13 protein-coding genes are annotated in these 18,291 nt (G+C 63.1%); 8 read left to right on the forward strand and 5 right to left on the reverse strand.

The window, feature by feature from the left end; translation table 11 throughout:
• Positions 1-63 precede the first annotated feature (63 nt).
• The 6 genes from hutH to LVE68_RS09090 all read left to right on the forward strand — a co-directional run bounded on the left by hutH (position 64) and on the right by LVE68_RS09090 (position 6,554).
• Positions 64-1,614 carry a histidine ammonia-lyase gene (gene hutH / locus LVE68_RS09065; protein ID WP_232939889.1) on the forward strand — a complete coding sequence of 517 codons (1,551 nt, stop codon included), beginning with the start codon at positions 64-66 and terminating at the stop codon, positions 1,612-1,614.
• A 218-nt stretch (positions 1,615-1,832) separates the two neighbouring features.
• Positions 1,833-3,935 carry a S9 family peptidase gene (locus LVE68_RS09070; RefSeq protein WP_232939891.1) on the forward strand — a complete coding sequence of 701 codons (2,103 nt, stop codon included), beginning with the start codon at positions 1,833-1,835 and terminating at the stop codon, positions 3,933-3,935.
• Positions 3,936-4,091: 156 nt separating this feature from the next.
• A complete protein-coding gene (locus LVE68_RS09075) occupies positions 4,092-4,373 on the forward strand; it encodes a hypothetical protein (protein WP_232939892.1) in 282 nt (93 codons plus the stop codon).
• Between the two features lie 146 nt (positions 4,374-4,519).
• Positions 4,520-4,894 (forward strand): hypothetical protein, encoded by a 375-nt coding sequence (locus LVE68_RS09080; protein ID WP_232939893.1) that lies wholly within the window; start codon positions 4,520-4,522, stop codon positions 4,892-4,894.
• A 208-nt stretch (positions 4,895-5,102) separates the two neighbouring features.
• Positions 5,103-5,891, forward strand: a complete 789-nt coding sequence (locus LVE68_RS09085) for a 3-hydroxybutyrate dehydrogenase (protein WP_232939894.1) — start codon at positions 5,103-5,105, stop codon at positions 5,889-5,891.
• Positions 5,892-5,933: 42 nt separating this feature from the next.
• Complete coding sequence (locus tag LVE68_RS09090) at positions 5,934-6,554, forward strand: response regulator (protein WP_232939895.1); 621 nt, start codon at positions 5,934-5,936, stop codon at positions 6,552-6,554.
• Positions 6,555-6,762: 208 nt separating this feature from the next.
• Here LVE68_RS09090 and LVE68_RS09095 read toward each other — a convergent pair whose 3' ends face one another.
• The 3 genes from LVE68_RS09095 to LVE68_RS09105 form a co-directional block, all read right to left on the reverse strand.
• Positions 6,763-7,698 (reverse strand): alpha/beta hydrolase, encoded by a 936-nt coding sequence (locus tag LVE68_RS09095; protein ID WP_232939896.1) that lies wholly within the window; start codon positions 7,696-7,698, stop codon positions 6,763-6,765.
• Positions 7,685-8,983, reverse strand: a complete 1,299-nt coding sequence (locus LVE68_RS09100) for an MFS transporter (RefSeq protein ID WP_232939897.1) — start codon at positions 8,981-8,983, stop codon at positions 7,685-7,687. The genes LVE68_RS09095 and LVE68_RS09100 overlap by 14 nt, the downstream gene beginning before the upstream one ends.
• 100 nt (positions 8,984-9,083) lie before the next feature.
• Positions 9,084-12,473: a hybrid sensor histidine kinase/response regulator gene (locus LVE68_RS09105; protein WP_232939898.1), complete on the reverse strand. Its 3,390-nt coding sequence runs from the start codon at positions 12,471-12,473 to the stop codon at positions 9,084-9,086.
• A gap of 234 nt (positions 12,474-12,707) precedes the next feature.
• Between LVE68_RS09105 and LVE68_RS09110 the strand changes: the two genes are divergently transcribed.
• Complete coding sequence (locus LVE68_RS09110; protein WP_232939899.1) at positions 12,708-14,915, forward strand: TonB-dependent receptor; 2,208 nt, start codon at positions 12,708-12,710, stop codon at positions 14,913-14,915.
• A 648-nt stretch (positions 14,916-15,563) separates the two neighbouring features.
• Here the strand turns inward: LVE68_RS09110 and LVE68_RS09115 are convergent.
• Entirely contained in the window at positions 15,564-16,076 is a 513-nt protein-coding gene (locus LVE68_RS09115; protein ID WP_232939900.1) for a hypothetical protein, read from the reverse strand.
• Between the two features lie 86 nt (positions 16,077-16,162).
• Complete coding sequence (pyk, locus tag LVE68_RS09120; RefSeq protein ID WP_232939902.1) at positions 16,163-17,599, reverse strand: pyruvate kinase; 1,437 nt, start codon at positions 17,597-17,599, stop codon at positions 16,163-16,165.
• Positions 17,600-17,783: 184 nt separating this feature from the next.
• Between pyk and LVE68_RS09125 the strand changes: the two genes are divergently transcribed.
• The gene (locus LVE68_RS09125; RefSeq protein WP_232939904.1) at positions 17,784-18,257 is read left to right on the forward strand and encodes an META domain-containing protein; all 474 of its coding nucleotides are present in this window, start codon (positions 17,784-17,786) and stop codon (positions 18,255-18,257) included.
• The last annotated feature ends 34 nt before the right edge of the window (positions 18,258-18,291 follow it).

Below are 18,291 nucleotides of genomic sequence, written 5' to 3' on the forward strand. Positions count from 1 at the left end.
TGGCTCGGGCCCAGGGCCTGAAGCGGAGCTGGAGCTCCGCGCTCGAAGCACAAGAGAGAATTTATGTACAAACTGAAAATCACCCCCGGCCAGCTGAGCCTGGCCCAGCTGCGCCGCGTCGCCCGTGAACCGGTTGAGCTGTCCCTAGACCAGGGCGCCTACCCGGCGATCGAGGCATCCGCCAAAACCGTGGCACAGGTGCTGAGCGAAGGGCGCACCGTCTACGGTATCAACACCGGTTTCGGCCTGCTGGCCAACACCCGGATTGAGAAGGAAGACCTGGAAACCCTGCAGCGCGCCATCGTGCTGTCCCACGCTGCCGGTACCGGCCACTTTATGGCCGAGGCCACCGTGCGGTTGCTGATGGTGCTGAAAATCAATTCACTCGCGCGCGGCTTTTCCGGTGTGCGCCCGGTGGTCATCGATGCGCTGATCAAGCTGGTCAATGCCGGTGTCTTCCCGGCCATTCCCGAAAAGGGTTCCGTGGGCGCCTCCGGTGACCTGGCACCGCTGGCGCATATGAGCGTGGTACTGCTGGGCGAGGGCGAATGCTTTATCGATGGCCAGCGCCGGCCCGCCGCCGAAGGCCTGCAAAAGGCCGGCCTGGAAGCGCTGACCCTGGCCCCGAAAGAGGGCCTGGCCCTGCTGAACGGCACCCAGGCATCCACCGCTTTTGCGCTGCTGGGCCTGTTCGCCGCCGAGGACCTGTTCGCCGGCGGTATCGTCACCGGCGCCCTGTCGCTGGAAGCCGCCAAGGGCTCGCGCCGCCCATTCGACGACCGCATTCATATGGTCCGCGGCCAGAAAGCGCAGCGCGAGGTAGCGGCGAGCTATCGCGCGCTGCTGGGCGACAGCAGCCAGATCGGCGAATCCCACCAGTTCTGTGAAAAGGTGCAGGACCCCTACTCCCTGCGTTGCCAGCCGCAGGTCATGGGTGCCTGCCTGCAGCAGATCCGCTTTGCTGCGGAAGTATTGCTGGCGGAAGCCAACGGTGTGTCGGACAACCCGCTGGTATTTACCGACGAGGAAAATCCGGAAAACTCTGACATTATTTCCGGTGGCAACTTCCACGCCGAGCCGGTGGCAATGGTCGCCGACAACCTGGCGCTGGCACTGGCCGAGATCGGCGCACTTTCCGAGCGCCGCATGGCGCTGTTGATCGACACCAACCTGTCCGGCCTGCCGCCTTTCCTGGTGGAAAATGGCGGGGTGAACTCCGGCTTTATGATCGCCCAGGTGACTTCCGCTGCACTGGCGAGCGAGAACAAGTCCCTGGCCCACCCGGCCAGCGTCGACTCCCTGCCTACCAGCGCCAACCAGGAAGACCATGTCTCCATGGCCACTTTCGCCGGCCGCCGCCTGCGGGACATGGCCGACAATACCTGCGGCATTCTCGCCGTGGAACTGCTGGCCGCCTGCCAGGGCCTGGACTTCCGTGCACCGCTGAAGAGCACCGATAAACTGGAACAGGCCAAGGCGAAGCTGCGCGAGCGCGTCAGCTTCTACGACAAGGACCGCTACTTCGCCCCGGATATCGAGGAAGCCAAGCAACTGCTGGCCAGTGCCGCATACCTGCCGTTCCTGGAACAGGACATGCTGCCAAGCGGGGAGTAAGCCCCGGGTGAATGGCCCTGCCGTTTCACTGCCGTCCTGCTGCAATCAGCATACACAAGGCGCCGGTTTCGACCGGCGCCTTTTTATTGCCCCCCAATAAAATCAAATTAGCGCCACCACCGCCGGATCCGTTTTCCTTCCCTTCCCGATTGAAACTGCCTGTGCAATGCTGCAAGCGCGGTAACGGGAGGTACAGCTCAATAAAAAAGGGAAAAGACATGAACCGGAATAGCAAGAGTTCTCTGGGGTTCCTCGGGGGGATTTCACTCTCCGTTTTACTGGTCGCCTGTGGCGGCGAAAAACAGGCCACTGCCGAAACCGAAGCAGCCGCTCCGGAACCTGCGATCCAGCAGGTCAAACTGATTGACCGGGAGCTGCTGTTCGGCAATCCCAGCCGCTACCAGGGCCGCCTGAGCCCGAACGGCAAGCTGATGAGTTTCCGCGCACCATTGGATGGGGTGATGAACCTGTGGGTGGCCCCCGCCGGTGATATCGATGCGGCCAAACCCGTGACCCGCGATACAGGCCGTGGTATCCCCCTGCATTTCTGGGCCCTGGACAGCGAACACCTGCTGTTTACCCGCGACAAGAATGGTGATGAAAACTGGCACCTGTACAGCATCGAGCTGGATAGCGGCGAGATCACCGATCTGTCCCCCTATGAGGGGGTCCGCGCAGAAATGATCGCCCAGAGTGAATCCCGGCCGGGTGAGGTCATCGTCGGCATGAATGACCGCGATCCCCGCTGGCACGACCTTTACCGCGTCGACCTGAAGACCGCCGAGCGTGAACTGCTGTACGAAAACGACGGGTATCGGAGCTTCTATTTTGACAACGAACTCACCCTGAGGCTTGCAACAAAATCCACCCCCAGCGGCGGCTTCAAGGTTTTCGCGCGGGCAGGTGACAGCTGGGAGGAAGTGTTCGAGGTGGGCGTGAAGGATACCTTCACTACCAGCATCCTCGGCTTCGATGCCGCCAATGCCGGCATCTACATGCTCGACAGCCGCGGGCGCGACAAGGCCACGCTGGTCCACTACCAGCTGGAAAGCGGGACTTCAAAGGTCCTGGCGGAATCGGAAAAAGCGGATATATCAGATGTGCTTATGCACCCCCGCAAGCACACACCGATTGCCTATGCCGTCCAGTACCACACCAACGAGTGGATTCCGCTCGACGGCACCTACACCAACGATATCGCTGTGCTGAACAGGGAAACAGAGGGCGACTGGGGTATCCTGGCCTCCACCCTCGATGCGGGCAAGTGGGTCCTCTACGAAGATACCGCCAGTGCCTCGCCGGTTTACATGGTGTTCGATACCAACAGCAACAAGCTGGAACCGATGTTCTCGACCCACCCGAAACTCGACGGCCTGCCGCTGGCAAACATGTATCCGGAAACCATCACCTCGCGGGACGGCAGGAAACTGGTTTCTTACCTGACGCTGCCGGTGCACGTGGATAACAAGGGCGATGCAGAGGCGCCGGTGCCCATGGTCCTGCTGGTACACGGAGGCCCCTGGGGGCGCGATGCCTTCGGTTATTCAGGCATGGTCCAGTGGCTGGCCAACCGTGGCTACGCGGTGCTGCAGGTCAACTTCCGCGCTTCCACAGGCTTCGGCAAGGAGTTTATCAATGCCGGCAATGGTGAATGGGCCGGCGCCATGCACGACGACCTGATTGATTCCGTGGACTGGGCCATCGAGCAGGGCATCACCACACCCGGGGAAGTGGCAATCATGGGCGGCAGCTATGGTGGCTACGCCACCCTGGTGGGCCTGACCTTCACACCGGAGAAATTCGCCTGCGGTGTCGATATTGTCGGTCCCTCGAACCTGAACACGCTGCTGGAATCCATCCCGCCCTACTGGGAAAGCTTCCGCAATACCCTGCACGCGGCAGTGGGTAACCCGGAGACCGAGTCGGGCAGGAAAATGCTGGCGGAACGCTCACCGCTCAATCGCGCCGACCAGATCGTGCGGCCCTTGCTGATCGGCCAGGGGGCCAATGACCCGCGGGTGAAGCAGGCGGAGTCGGACCAGATTGTGCAGGCCATGGCAGAGCGGGAGATCCCGGTCAGCTATATCCTGTACCCGGATGAGGGCCACGGGTTCCAGAAACCGGAAAACCGACTGTCCTTCATGGCTGCCACAGAGGCTTTCCTGTCCGAATGCCTGGGCGGTCGCCTGCAGCCCTTTGGGGATGACCTGGAGGGTTCCAGTATGCAAGTGCAGCAGGGCGTGAACTTTATTCCCGGCCTCGCCGCGGCGCTGGAGGATGCCAGTGTGATCGCCACCAATACCGTCGAACCCGGGGAGTAACTTCCTGTCTGGCCGCCCCCAGCGGGCGGCCACCTACCTTCCATCCGGCCGCCACTCCACGTACTCCCCCGCATTGATGCGGATTTGATGAAATCTACGCCATCGGTGCTAGGCTGAATGTAAGACGTTTTACCCGCCATAGGGCGTGGAGGTCTTATGCAATGGCTACCTGGCAGGCTGCTGCCCACGGGCATCGGCACTGCTGTCCTCGTCGCGGGCTCGCTGGCCCTGCCCGCCTGCACCAGTGACGGCTACGTCAGCCGGAGCTACTCCAGTGATACGCGTTACCGGGTACAGGGGCGCTACTACCACTGTCACCGCAACCGCGGTGGTGTCTGCCATAACGTGCGCCACCCGGATTATTACTGGCGCGGTGGCAGCTACCGCCCCCGCTACCAGCAGGCGCGGCCACTACCCGCCAGGCCCCGCCCACTGTGATTTCAGACTATCGAAATTTGAGCATTCAGCGTGGCAGGCGCGTCCCCGGGCGGGCCCGCCGCATTGGATAGACCAGGCGAGCGGCCAGTTGATGGCCGCAGGGAATGCCGTAATTACCGGAACTTTCCCAACCGGAGACTGACGTCATGAACAGGACCCTGAAGACCGGACTGGTCGCCGTCACGGTCTGTGCAGCGCTCACGCTCGGCGCCTGTGCGACCGACGGCTACTATTCGGGTAGCTACTCGTCGGGAGGCTATTACTCCAGCTATCCCTATACCTACCCATCCAGCAGCGTGTACCTCTATTACTCGTCACCACGCTACTACCGCTACCGGTATCACCCGCGCTACCGCAGCTACTATCGCGGTTACCCGCGCTACCGAGGCTACCGACACTACCGTGGCCACAACTATTACCGTGGCGGCCGGCATTATCACGGCGGTACGCGCTACCGGGGGCATCACCGCTATCATGGCGGCACCCGCTACCGCGGCGGCAGCCATCGCCTGCGCCGCTGAATTGCAGGCATTACCTGCTTCCACCAGGGGTATGGGTTGACGCCCATCCCCCTGGCTGCTGCCTACCTGCATGCTCGCCTCATACCTTGGTCATACAGACCTGCCTACGCCCCCCTGATAGGATTTTCCACAGTCGAATAAACAGTCCGCCTGTGGCCTGAGATTGCTCGGTAGGGCCAGGGCGACGGCATAGCCGCGGGAGTTTTCTGTGCAGCGGAATAATAAGAAACCAGCCCTGATTACCGGTTCCACCAGTGGTATCGGCCTGTCCATTGCCCACAGCCTGGCCCGAAGCGGCCACCCCATCATGCTGCACGGCCTGGTGGATCGTGCAGAGGGGGAAAGGCTGCAGCGGGAATTCAGCGAGACGTACGCTATCGACAGCGGTTTCAGCAACGCGGATATTGCCTCGGAGAGTGGTTGCCAGGAGCTGGCAGCAGACACCCGCGAGGCCCTGGGCAATCCCGGCGTGCTGGTGAACAATGCCGGTATCCAGCACACCGCCGCCAGCCATGAATTTCCCAGTGATGCCTGGCAAAAAATCATTTCTGTAAACCTCAGTGCCGCCTTCTACCTCGCCCGGGAAGTGTTGCCCGATATGCGGGCCGCTGGCTGGGGCCGGGTAGTCAATATTTCCTCCGTGCATGGCCTGGTGGCCTCGGCGGAGAAGGCAGCGTACTGCGCCGCCAAACACGGACTGATCGGCCTGACCAAGGTGATGGCGCTGGAGAATGCCGATTGCGGTGTTACCGCCAATGCGGTCTGCCCCGGCTGGGTGGAGACGCCGCTGATCCAGCCCCAGATCGAGGCTATCGCCCGGGAAGAGGGGATCGACCTGGACCGGGCGCGGGCGCAACTGGTGGGCGCCAAGCAACCCATGCCCCGCACCACACGCCCGGAGGCGATTGGCGAGCTGGTGGTTTACCTCTGCGGAGAGTTCGCCGAAACCATTACCGGCGCCTCCCTGCCAGTGGACGGGGGCTGGACCGCGCAGTAGTATTTCCGGCACCCGCACAATAAAGTTAAATCAGGGTGCCCTGTGAGTTACCAACTGCTGATTGCCGATGACCATCCCCTCTATCGCGACGCGCTCGCCGCAACCCTGACGCGGCAATTCCAGTCCTCCGCGCTGCTGCAGAGCGAGGACCTGGATTCGACCCTGGCCCAGCTCAACTCCCACGATGTCGACCTGCTGCTGCTGGACCTCAATATGCCCGGCAGCGAGGGTTTCAACGGCCTGGCCCAGGTGCGCCACGATTTCCCCGCGATCCCGGTGGTGGTGGTTTCCGGCAGTGACAAAAACACGGTGATCCAGCAGGCGGCCAGCCTGGGCGCCAGCGGTTTCCTGTCAAAGACAGCCCGACCGGAGGAAATTGCCCGCTGTATCGCCGCGGTGCTTGAAGGAGAGCAGTGGTTCGATGAGGAGGTGCTGGCCGAGCCCTGCCAGGACGGCCTGGGCCAGCGGCTGGCGCTGCTGACCCCCCAGCAGCTGCGTATCTTTCACATGATTGCCCAGGGCCAGCTGAACAAGCAAATTGCCTACGAGCTCGACATTACCGAGCCCACCGTCAAAAGCCACGTCACCGCCATCCTGCGCAAGCTGGAGCTGCGCGACCGCAAACAACTGATCCGCGAGGCGCAGGGGCTGACCCAGCTGTAGGGAACCTGCTCTCGACGCCGGCAGGCAAGAGAAATCAAGTTACGCCCGTTTTCCCTGTAGGGGCGGACCTCGTGTCCGCCCGGCCACAGTGCACGGCCACAGGACCCGGGCGAACACAAGGTTCGCCCCTACGGTTTATTCGCATTGGATTTACAGCTCACTCCGTAGGAGCGGCCGCTGGCCGCGACCGGGCACGCCTGGGTTTGGGCTATGACAGCCCGTGCACAAACTCCGCCGTATGGCGGTAGAAGCGCGCACAGGCATCCGGCACCAGGGCCTCCATATTCAGGAAGGCGTGGATCATGTTATCGAAATGCAGGCACTGTGCCTCCACGCCGGCATCGTTGAGCCGTTTTACGTAGGCAATCCCCTCATCCCGCAAGGGGCAGAACTCCGCGGTGACAACCAGGCTAGGCGGCAGGTTGGCGGTGAACTCGCCATAAAGGGGGGAGCACTGGCTGCGGTTCTCCGCCCCCTGGAAATAATTGTCGAAATACCAGCCGATCTTTTCCTTTTCCAGCAGGTAACCGCTGCCATTCTCCACAATGGAGGGCAGCTGCATGGTGTAGTCCAGGCTCGGGTAAATAAGCACCTGGCCGGCCACATTGTGGCGCTCGTGCTGTAGCAGGCGGCAGGCGCTGGCGGTCATGGCGCCGCCGCCGGAATCGCCCACCAGGATCCAGTGGCCATTGTGAACGATGCCCTTCCGGTCCAGTGCCGGGCCGGCACCGCGCACTACGGTCAGCAGGTCTTCCACACCGGCCGGGAAGGGGTTTTCAGGGGCCAGCCGGTAATCGACAGAGATCACCGTACGCTCGCAGGCAGCTGCTATGCGGCGGCAGATGGGATCGTACACGGTCACACTGCCGGCCATATGGCCACCGCCGTGGCTGAAGATGATTGCCGGCCCGGGGGACATTGTTTCCGGCTGGTAGATCCGCACCGGCACATTGTAATGCTTGCCCGGCACCACGGTTTCGCACACGGCCATATCCGGGCCCGCCTCGACGAAGCCACGGGTCAGGTTGGCCAGCCCCTCGCGGGCAGTGATGGGCGTGGGCTCGAAGCCCGCGGCCTTCAGCTGTTCCAGCTGGGCATTGAAGCCCTGCAGCCACTCCTCCAGTTTTGCATCAAGCTGTCGCATTTTCCTCACCACCCTCCTCATTCACGGCTTCTGTTTTTTCTTCGCTAACCCCGCGGCCGGACTCCGGCAACAGGAACGAGAATACGAACAGGGATGCGGAGCAGGCCACGGCAAAGTAGGCCGCCAGCGCTGGCTCGCCACTCATGTCCGCCAGTAATCCCGCGGCGTAAATCAGCAGGGTCGCGATCAGGTAAGAGATAGACCAGAACATGGCGAAAGTGACGGTGATACGCCCCGGCGTCATGCCCGGCAGTTCCTGCGGCAGCGTCACCAGCGCGGTCATGGGCAGGAACATAAAGTACCCTGCCAGCGCCGCCGCGGCATAGGCAATCACCGGGTTGCGACTGGCCAGCATCAGGGCGGCGAAGATCACCAGCGCCAGCCCCGCGTAACGCAGCACCGGCAGGCGCAACGGGTAGCGTTTGGTGACGATAATACCGGCCACCGTGCCCACCATACCGGCGGCGATCATCACTGCCGACAGGTGGCTGCTGGCCACGGCAAAGCCGTCAATCAGGGGAAACAGCGAGAAGACCGCGATGTAGCAGGTCAGCACGCCGCAATAAGCCAGCGGCAGCCACCAGTTGAATCCCTCCCGTACCCCCTCGCGCAGGCCATATTTTTCCACCGGCGCATCGCCGGGGCGGTTGCCATCAAGGGAAAAGTTCTCTGCCGCCAGCCACCACAGCAGGGCCAGTGCCACCACCATGATGCCGTACAGGCCCACCACCGACTCCCAGCTCCCCAGCCAGGTGGTCAACGCACCCGTGGACAACAGCGCAAGCAGGTTGCCGGTATTGAAAGCGGCCGCGTTGATCCCGTTGACCAGCGGGCGTTCCTCGGCGGCAAAATAATGCAGTACCACCGGGTTGAAATAGACAATGGCCAGCGCACCACCCAGGCCCAGCGCCAACCGCGACAGCAACCAGCTGCTGTAGTCACCGGCGAAAGCGCCGATGCCACCGGCAGCAATCAGCAACATGGCCAGCGTGAAAGCGCGCTTGGCACCCAGCCGCACCAACACCATGGCCGCCGCCAGGTTGCCCACGATCTTGGCGATGGTGATCATCAGGCTGCCCCAGGTGGCGTTGGCAAAGCCCTCCTCACCGAATGAGGCCTGGATCTGCGGCGTCAGCATCGCGCCGGAGACCCAGGATGCGGCGAACAGCGCATAGGCGCTGAACATCAGAATTTCCAGCAGGTATTTTTTCATTATTTTCGGTACCTCGTTGTTGTCATCATCGCCCCCGGCAGATAACAGGGGATTGCCGTAGGAGCGGCCCATGGCCGCGATCTGGCTGCGGACATGCCATCCGGAAAATCGCGGCCATGGGCCGCTCCTACAGGGTTCTTCCGGATAGACTGCGCGTGACACCTGCCCGCCGCTATACGACCTTGGTCGCAGGGCCCTCGCCGACCGCCCCCGCCAGGTCGCGCTGGCGCGCCTGCAACAGGGCCCGCAATGCTGCCGGGCGCAGGGGTTTCTGCAGGAACTGCCAGCCGCGCTGCTGGGCACTGGCCTTCACGGTATCGGTATTTTCCGCGGAAATGATCACGCAGGGCACGGTGGTGCCCCAGTACTCCATCAGCTCCCGCGCCAGGGCGATCCCGTCGCATTCGTCGTCCAGGTGGAAGTCCATCAGCAACAGGTCCGGTTGCGCCATGGCCAGCGCCTCTTCGCGGCCCAGGGCGCAGCGCAGCTGGCAACCCCAGCCGCCCAGCAGCGCCTGCATCGCCTCGAGGATGGCGGGTTCATTGTCCACGCACAGCACATCCAGGTTGAGGCTGCGACCCGCGGGGCGCGCCGCAGCCGGGATCACCTGGCCACCGGTGACCGGTTGCGCCTGGGGCAACAGCACCCGGAAAACGCTGCCATGCCCGGGGGCGGAGGACAGGCTGATGGGCGATTCCAGCAACCGGCACAGCCGCTCCACCGTGGCCAGGCCCAGGCCATAGCCATGCTCGCGCTCGACGCCACCGAGACGACAGAACTCGCGGAAAATATCCCGCTGCTGCGAGGCCTCGATACCACTGCCGGTATCCCACACTTCCAGCGAGACGCCGCTGCCGCGGCGGCGCACCGCCAGCAGCACGCCACCCTCACGGGTGTACTTCACCGCGTTGTCGAGCAGGTTCTGCACCACCCGCCGCAGCATTTTCTCATCGGTATGTACCCAGGCATCGCTGGGGCGATAGCGCAGCTGGATACCGCGAGCCTCGGCGGCCAGGCGCGCCTGGGCCACCGCGTCGTCGAGAATCCGGTCCAGCGGCACCGGCTGGATCTTCGGGTGAATGTCCCCGGCGTCCATACGCGCAATCTGCAGCATATCGGTGATCAGCTGTTCCGCCGCGGCCAGGGCGCTGTCGGCCCGGGTCAACAGGCGACGGCTGTCCTGGTCCAGCTGGCGCGCGGAGAGGGCATCGAGGAACAGGCGGCCGGCATTGAGCGGCTGCACCAGGTCGTGGCTGGCCGCTGCCAGGAACCGGGTCTTGCCGGCACTGGCGGCGTGCAGCTCGCTGTTGAGCTGCTCCAGCTCGGCGGTGCGCGCCGTCACCTTCTGCTCCAGGGAATCCCGCACCTCGGTGAGTTCCGCCAGCGCATTCTGGTAATCGGAAACGTCGGTGTAAGTGGTTACAAACCCGCCGCCCGGTAACGGATTGCCGCGGATCTCCAGTACCGTGCCATCAGTGCGGTGCCGCTGTACACGGTAGGCCGTGCCCGCACGCAGGTGGTCGACGCGCTTCTGTACATGCATCTCCACCGCCCCCGGCCCGCACTCGCCGCGACTGGCGTTGTAGCGCACCAGTTCGGCCACCGGCTGGCCCACATAGATCATTTCCTGCGGATAGCGGAACAGCTCCACATAGCGCCGGTTCCAGGCCACCAGGTTGAGGTTGGCATCCACCACCGAGATGCCCTGGTCGATATTGTCGATGCTGCTCTGCAGCAGGCCGCGGCCAAACTGGTAGATGGCCGAGGCCTGCTCCAGTGTCTGCGCGCCATCCTCGCTGCCCAGCGGCTGGCGCACCAGGCGCCGGGCACTGGTGGAGCCGACGATCCCGGCCAGGATCTTCTCCACCGTTTCCCGATAGACGTCTGCGGTGGGCTCGGTTATCCCGGGACCGGCCGCACCCGGCGCACCGGTTTCAATACCGCTGAAGGTGCGGGCGGCGGCATCGTCACCGACAAACCGCGCCAGCAGGGCCCGCAGCCGCTCCCGGTCCACCGGCACCTCGGCGCCGCCGCGATGCAGCGGTCGCCAGCGGTCCAGCAGCACCGACACCAGCAGCAGCACCAGCATATTCAGGCCCAGGCCGAACAGGGCGGCAATCGACAGCGGGTTCCAGGCCAGTCCCAGCGCCGCGGATACCAGGTCATTCCCGCCCAGGGCCGCCGGCAGCGCCGACAGGGACCAGACGGCGGCACCAACTGCGAGGCCGGCCACCACGCCGCCGGCGCGCAGGCGCGGCCAGTGCCCCGGCCAGCACACGGCCGCCAGCATCGAGGGTGCCAGCTGGGCCACCAGCGCCAGGGACAGCAGGCCAAAGGTACCCAGCCGCACGCCGGCGTCCATGATCTCGTTGAAACCAAAGGCGGCCAGCATGATCACCGCAATGATGACCCGCCGCACCCGCCGCAGGTCGGAGCCCAGTGCGCCCTGGCCGGCAGCGCCCGCCTGAGCCCGCAGGCGCTGCAGCCAGAAAGGCACCACCAGCGTATTGGCAATCATGGTGGACAGGGCGATGGTGGCGATGATCACCATGCTGGAACCGGCCGAGAGCCCGCCCACAAATGCGAAGAGGGCCAGCGCCGGCGAGCCGCTCTGCAGGGGAATGCCGAGCACGAAGCGCTCCGGGTTGGCCTGGCTGTCCGGCAGCCACAACAGGCCACCGTAACCCACCACCAGGATGGCGGCGGACAGGATCCCCAGGTAGAGGGGGATCAGCTTGCGCACCGGGCCGATATCCCGCTCGCTGTCACTCTCGATCATCAGGATATGGAACTGCCGCGGCAGGCAGAACATGGCGGCCATCCCCAGCACCACCACCGCCAGGAAGCCGGTGTCCGCGGGCCGCTGGCTCTCCAGGCGCGCCGCGCGCTCACTGGTCAGCGCCTCGCGCACCAGGTCCGCCGCACCGTCGTAGGCACCACCCAGCACGAACCAGGCCACCGCCGCGATCGCGCCGATCTTCACCAGTGCCTCGAAGGCCACCGCCAGCAACATGCCATTGCGGTGCTCGCTGCTGTTGATATGGCGGGTGCCGAACAGCAGGGCGAAGGCGCCGAGGGTGACACTGACCAGCCCGGTCACCACGGAGGAATTGAGCTCCCCGCTGTCCCCAAGGAACAGGAAACTGTCCGCAACGGCACGTAACTGCAGGGCCAGGTAGGGCAGAATGGCCACGAGGGCGAGCACTGCGACCGCCGCCGCGAGCCAGGCCGAACCGCCGAACTGCGCGCTGATAAAGTCGGCAATGGAGGTTGAGCCCTGCTGCTTGGACAGCCTGACAAACCGGGCCAGCAGCGGCGCGCCGAAAACCAGCATCAGGGTGGCACCGACAAATGTGGGCGGCACCAGCCAGCCTTCCTCCACCGCCTGCGCCGGGGTACCGAAGAACATCCAGGCACTGGTGTAGGTACCGGCCAGGGCGAGCATCAGTGGCTTGAACGGGCGGATACGCGCCGCCGGCAGGCGGTCACCCCAGAAGGCAATGGCAAACAGGAGCAGCAGGTAGGCCAGGGCCACGGCTGCCAGTGTGGTCAGGCTAAACAAACGCGCACACCTAATCGTTTTTGTTTATTCTTTTTAACTGCCCGCGCTGGGCGGGCAGTTGCGACCGCGGGGTATTCCCGCCGGTTTCGTCAAACCTTACCCCAGCCAGTGACAGTTGTCCTCCACCCGCAGCTGTAACCGCGTCATACCTTGGTCTAACAGGCAAGTGGGCCATGAGCGGATACAGTGGAACCATCGATAAAAACCATAAATTGGTGAATGGAGAGTGCCACGATGAGAGCAATAAAATTCCACCCCCTGGCCGCCGGCGTAATGCTGGCCTGCGGCGCCACCTTCAGCTACGCCCAACAGCCGGCGCTGGAGGAAGTCACCGTGACCGCGCAGAAGCGTGAGCAGTCCCTGCAGGAAGTTCCGGTGGCCGTGACCGCGATCAGCGAAGACGTGCTGATGCAGAACGGCGTCAGCGACCTGACCGATATCCAGAAGCTGTCCCCGAACACCACCCTGCAGGCCAGCCGCGGCACCAACTCTACCCTGACTGCCTATATCCGCGGCATCGGCCAGCAGGATCCGCTGTGGGGCTTCGAGCCGGGTGTTGGTATCTACGTGGATGACGTTTACCTGGCTCGCCCACAGGGCGCTGTACTGGACATCCTCGACGTTGAGCGCGTGGAAGTCCTGCGCGGCCCGCAGGGTACCCTGTACGGCAAGAACACCATCGGTGGTGCGGTCAAATACGTCACCAAGAAGATGACCGGTGACCCGACCCTCCGTGTCAGCGGCGCCCTGGGCAGCTACAGCCAGACCGACCTGAAAGTGGCCGGCTCCACCGCCATCGCCGACGGCGTCTACCTGGGCGGCGCCATCGCCAGCTTCCAGCGCGACGGCTATGGCGAGAACGTCATCACCGGGGACGAGCAGTACAACAAAGACGTGGTCAGTGCCCGGGCAGCCCTGGAACTCAACCCGTCGGACGACCTCTGGGTGCGTATTGCCGCAGACCAGACCACAGACAAATCCGCACCCAAGCACGGCCATCGCTTTGCCCCGGGCCTGGCTGGCGAGCCGGTGCTCGATAGCGTCTACGACACCCAGTCCAACATGCTGTACGACAACCTGGTGGAAACCAGCGGTGCTTCTGTTACCGCCGAGTGGGACGTCTCTGACAGTGTCACCCTCAAGTCCACCACTGCCTACCGCCAGGGTGAGACCGAGACCGCCATCGACTTCGACAGTGTCAATCGCCCGGACTTCGATGTGCCGGCCTACTACGAGGACGACCAGACCTCGCAGGAATTCCAGCTGAACTGGACCGGTACCAACTCCGACCTGGTAACCGGCATTTACTACTACACCGGTACCGCCGCCGGTGCCTTTGACGCAGTACTGGGTTACCTGAACCTCAACCCGGACCCCGCCAACCCGATTCTTCCGGTAGGCCTGACCCAACAGGTTGCCGGTTCCGTTGATACCACCAGCCTGTCGGCCTACGCCCACTACAACTGGAGCTTTGCTGCCGACTGGAACCTGAGCCTCGGCGGTCGCTACACCCGCGACGAGAAAGATGCAGAAGTATTCAAGGGCAACTTTGCCGGCACCTACAGCCCGCTGTTCGCCAACAAGTACAAACCCGGCGGCGACCCGGCGATCTTCCTTGGCGCCCTGACCGACTATGAAAACAGTGACAGCTGGGGTGAGTTCACCCCGCATATCGGCATCGACCACCAGATCGACGACGACACCATGGTCTACGCGACCTATAGCGCTGGCTTCAAGAGTGGCGGTTTCGACATGCGTGGCGATGCCAGCCAGCTGCCGTCAACTGTTGACGGCTTTGACCCGGAGACCGTCGATACCTATGAATTCGGTGTGAAATCGGATCTCTTCGACAATCGCCTGCGCCTGAACGCCGCCGCATTCCGCGCTGACTACAAAGATATGCAGGTAACTGTTCAGCAGTTCGTCGAGGGTGGTGGCTTTGCCAGTGCCGTGCTGAACGCCGGTGAGGCCCGGATCCAGGGCCTTGAACTGGAAGCAACGCTCGCCATGACTGACAACCTCATGGCCAACCTGGCCCTGGGTTACGCTGATACTGAATTCCTGGAATTCATCACCGGCGGCGTGGACGTATCCGATCAGCGCGACCTGCAGAACACCCCGGATACCACCGCGATGTTCCAGCTGAACTATTCCCTGCCCTTCCAGAGCGGTGCGGAACTGGTCATCAACCCGACCATCTCCTACCGTGCCGATACGCAGATTTTCGAAACACCCAGCCTGCTGGACCAGGAGGCCTATACCCTGGTGGACATGACAGCCACCTACTACAGCCCGGACAGCAGCTGGCAGCTGGGCCTGGTGGGCAAAAACCTGGCCGATGAGGAATACCGCATCGCCGGTTACGCCTTCGGCGGGCCATTCGATACCGGGTTCTACGGTGCCCCGCGCACCATCGCCCTGACCGGCAGCTACAACTTCTAACCTTTCTTCTCACAGGAACTTTTCTCTCGGGGGAGCCGGATTGCTCCCCACGCTCCTTGAGCATACGACTTGCCGCGCTCCTTTCGGAGCGCGGCTTTTTTGTTTCTGTACCTCCCGTCCATCCTGGCACCGACGCTTACCGATATCCTGCCTTCCGGGTGATTACGTACGATTTCCTAGCAGGGGCGGACCTTGCGTCCGCCCGGCCGGCTACTGGGAAAATATCACCTGCAGTGGGTTGGCCACGGGATCGCGGGCTGTGCAGGAAAAGGGCGGACACGGGGTCCGCCCCTACAGGTTTGACGAAAGACCCGGCTGATGTGATCGGCGTGGCTTTGCACAAATTGGCGCCGCAAGCCTCACATTGACACCTGGTTCCCCTAGGCTGTCAGGAGATGCATTGTTTTTCCGACTGAAAACCCGAAAACACGAGGTATCTGCGGTGCAGAAATTAGGTTGTATTCTGCTAGCAGTGGCCTTGGCGACAGGAGTTGCCGGTTGTGCCAGCACGACCGCGCCCGAGGGATCCCCCAGAGCACTGAGCCTGAACGGCCAGAAATTTCACTGTGTGGAACAGGAGCTGGAAACCAAAACGCTGGTGCGTTGCGTGCGCTCGTAAACCGGTCGCGCCGGCGCAGGCACTCCAGGCTACTGGTCCGGCTCGCATTGCATACCGACCAGGAATACCGGCAACTGGCGCTTGCCCGCGTAGCCGATAAAACCGCCCGGCTCTTTCAGGAAGAAAAACCAGCCGGCGCGATCATTGCGACAGGCAAATACCCTGGTGCCCACCAGCTTTTGCCAGTGCCCGGTGCCGGCAAGCCTGAGGATCTCGCGGGCCCGCGCTTCGCTGTCGATGGTCCTGGCAATACCGGAACACTGCTCGAAGATCGGCTTGCCATCGAAAAGCACCTGCGTTTCCTCGGTATACAGGTTACGTAACTGGAAGCGACTGCCCTCACGGAAGAAGGCCGCAGCCAGGCGCCTGTGGGAGGCATCGCTGGCGATTACACCTACCGCCGGGTCTCCCTGGCAGGAGAGTGAAGTATGCCCGGTGGGCTTCGCTACCGGTGCACCGGGGGAAGCGCACCCGCCTGATATTGCAATTGTTACTGCGAAAGTGGCGAGCACGCCGGCCCGCACGATATTTCTGTTCAGCATTGCTGCGCCAGTTTCTGCTATTGCCCGGTACAGCCTTAACTATACGATTTCCCCCTCGGGTAATGAAAGCCGCCCGGGCATCGGTATTACTCCACCTGCATAATACGCAATGTATCGGTACTGCCACCGACGTCCTGGTGGTAACCGCGGGAGACCAGTGCAAAATCCCCGGGCTTCAGGAACCCTCGCAGCTTGAGGTGGCGGATTGCCTGTTCATCCCGGGCCATCGCATCCAACCCCTCGACCTGCATGTGTACCGGATCCACCCCCCGGTAAAGTGCCACCCGGTTACAGGAAGACTGGTGCCGGCAGAAGGCAAAGATGGGAATATCCGCGCGCACACGCGACATCAGCAGGGCAGTGTTGCCGGTTTCGGTCTGGCAGATAATGGCCTTGATATCCCGGCAGTGGTTGGCGATGGTCATCGCCGCCATGGCGATGCACTCGTCGCCGGCGGGATAATTATCCTGCATGACCCGGGGCGGCCGGCGCAGGACCCGGTGCTTTTCGGCCCCCAGGATCACCTCGGCCATATGCTCGACGGTATCCACCGGGTAATCCCCCGCCGCGGTTTCCGCCGACAGCATTACAGCATCAGTGCCGTCCAGCACCGCATTGGCCACGTCGCACACTTCGGCACGGGTGGGCACCGGGCTGGAGATCATCGATTCCATCATCTGGGTGGCAGTGATTACCACCCGGTTCAGGTAGCGGGCGCGCTTGATCAGGTATTTCTGCACCCCCATCAGTTCGGCGTCGCCAATCTCAACTGCAAGGTCGCCCCGGGCCACCATGACTGCATCACTGGCCAGGATCAGCCGATCCAGGTTTTCCTCGTCCGCTACCGCTTCGGCGCGCTCGATCTTGGCGACGATATGCGCCTGCCCGCCGGCGGTGCGCAGCAGCTGCCGCGCCTGCTGGATATCATCGGCATCGCGGGGAAAGGACACCGCCAGGTAATCGACCTCCAGCTGGGCCGCCAGCTCGATATCGCGGCGATCCTTGGTGGTCAGTGCCGGCGCGGTAAGCCCGCCACCGAGCTTGTTGATGCCCTTGTTGTTCGACAACCAGCCACCCACCTCGACCCGGGTGTGCACCACATTGTCGACCACGGTTTCTACCGCAAGGCGCAGGCGCCCGTCGTCCAGTAACAGGATATCGCCCGGGGCGCAGTCGGCGGCCAGCTCCCGGTAGTCCACCGATACGCCAGTGCCATTACCGCCCCCGGACTGCCATTGTGGATCCAGGGTGAAGGCAGTGCCCTTTTCCAGGTGAGCCCGGCCTTCACTGAATCGCCCCACCCGGATCTTCGGACCCTGCAGGTCCCCGAGTACCGCCACATGCCGCCCCTGCCGTGCTGCTTCGGCGCGGACCTCATCGGCGCGGCGGCGGTGGTCGCTGTCCTGGCCGTGGGAAAAGTTGAGACGCACGGTATCCACACCGGCGCTGATCAGGTGTGCGAGCACGTCGGCCTTGTCGGTAGCCGGGCCGAGTGTCGCGACAATTTTTGTACGTCTGAACATGGTGAAGCCGGGATCCCTTGGTTCCAGTTCCATTCCAGCTGGGGGCGTGTAACACCCTGTAAGCATAGCTTGTCGCCGAAATCATCCGGACCGGCGGCAGTGGCATCGGGCAGGGACTAAGCTTGGCCATGGGCGCAGGGAAGTTGCGCCGCCTTTTTGCATGCGAGCATGGAGCGATACGGTTATGAGTAGACTGGCGCAATTATGGCTGGCGGGACTGGCCATTGTGGTGACCGGTTGTATCGGCATCGGCACAGACGAACCCCAGGTGACCCAGAGTGCCGGCAGCCTCGGCAGTGTCTGCGGTAACCGGTGGGAACTCAAGCGCCTGCGCCTCAATGGTGACATGGTGTCGGTCGAGGATACCGGCCGCTTCACTTTCCTGTGCAACCGGGAAGGCAACGTGATGGGCAAGAGCGGCATCAACACCTACCGCGGCTCCCTGCAGATTACCGATAACGGGCTGATCCTCTGGGACACTTCCAGCTTTGCATCCACCAAGATGGCCGGGCCGGAGCCACTGATGCAGCAGGAAAACCAGTTCCTGCGCGCGCTGGCCGGCACCCGCCAGGCTTTTACCAAGTCCGGAGGCAACCGCCTGATCCTGCGCGACCCGCCGGGGGATATCTACATCGAGTTCGTCAAGGCGGAAATCTGACCCCCACAAACCCTGACGTGTAATCACACTGATA

The sequence above is a fragment of the Microbulbifer sp. YPW16 genome (genome assembly GCF_021290385.1).
Classification (GTDB): domain Bacteria; phylum Pseudomonadota; class Gammaproteobacteria; order Pseudomonadales; family Cellvibrionaceae; genus Microbulbifer; species Microbulbifer zhoushanensis.

Bases quoted from the DNA above. Each gene is read 5' to 3' on its own strand.
- LVE68_RS09110 (WP_232939899.1), top strand. From the start codon at position 12,708: ATGAGAGCAATAAAATTCCACCCCCTGGCCGCCGGCGTAATGCTGGCC.
- LVE68_RS09115 (WP_232939900.1), bottom strand. From the start codon at position 16,076: ATGCTGAACAGAAATATCGTGCGGGCCGGCGTGCTCGCCACTTTCGCA.
- LVE68_RS09125 (WP_232939904.1), top strand. From the start codon at position 17,784: ATGAGTAGACTGGCGCAATTATGGCTGGCGGGACTGGCCATTGTGGTG.
- hutH (WP_232939889.1), top strand. From the start codon at position 64: ATGTACAAACTGAAAATCACCCCCGGCCAGCTGAGCCTGGCCCAGCTG.
- LVE68_RS09080 (WP_232939893.1), top strand. From the start codon at position 4,520: ATGAACAGGACCCTGAAGACCGGACTGGTCGCCGTCACGGTCTGTGCA.
- LVE68_RS09070 (WP_232939891.1), top strand. From the start codon at position 1,833: ATGAACCGGAATAGCAAGAGTTCTCTGGGGTTCCTCGGGGGGATTTCA.
- pyk (WP_232939902.1), bottom strand. From the start codon at position 17,599: ATGTTCAGACGTACAAAAATTGTCGCGACACTCGGCCCGGCTACCGAC.
- LVE68_RS09100 (WP_232939897.1), bottom strand. From the start codon at position 8,983: ATGGGCCGCTCCTACGGCAATCCCCTGTTATCTGCCGGGGGCGATGAT.
- LVE68_RS09095 (WP_232939896.1), bottom strand. From the start codon at position 7,698: ATGCGACAGCTTGATGCAAAACTGGAGGAGTGGCTGCAGGGCTTCAAT.
- LVE68_RS09075 (WP_232939892.1), top strand. From the start codon at position 4,092: ATGCAATGGCTACCTGGCAGGCTGCTGCCCACGGGCATCGGCACTGCT.